Origin of the sequence: Streptomyces lincolnensis, assembly GCF_021173675.1 — a bacterium.
Classification (GTDB): Bacteria; Actinomycetota; Actinomycetes; order Streptomycetales; family Streptomycetaceae; genus Streptomyces; species Streptomyces lincolnensis_B.
In genome coordinates, this window is sequence record NZ_JAIHON010000058.1 from 1 (window position 1) to 286 (window position 286).

A 286-nucleotide genomic window follows, 5' to 3' on the forward strand; every position below is an offset into this window, starting at 1 on the left:
GCCGAGCCCGGCCCGGTGGAGCTCCACGGCGAGCAGCGGGTAGCGGGCGGCCGACCAGTGCGCGATCTCGGCCAGCAGCTCGTGCGCCTCACCGCTGCGGCCCTCCCGCCGCAGCCGCACCAGCCGCTCGACGGTCCGGACGGTCTCCCGCCGGGCCTCCGCGTCCAACGGCTCGGGCGCCGGTTCCGGCGTCCCCGCCGCCTCCCGCCCGGCCTCCGCGGCCCCGGCGAACCGGGCCCCGCGCAGCCGCCGCCCACTGACCGCGGGCGCCGTCGGCAGCTCCGGC

General features: G+C 82.2%; 1 pseudogene. It reads right to left on the reverse strand.

Annotation, left to right across the window (positions count from 1 at the left end):
* Positions 1-286, reverse strand: a pseudogene (locus tag K4B79_RS47545) (hypothetical protein); the annotation flags it as partial.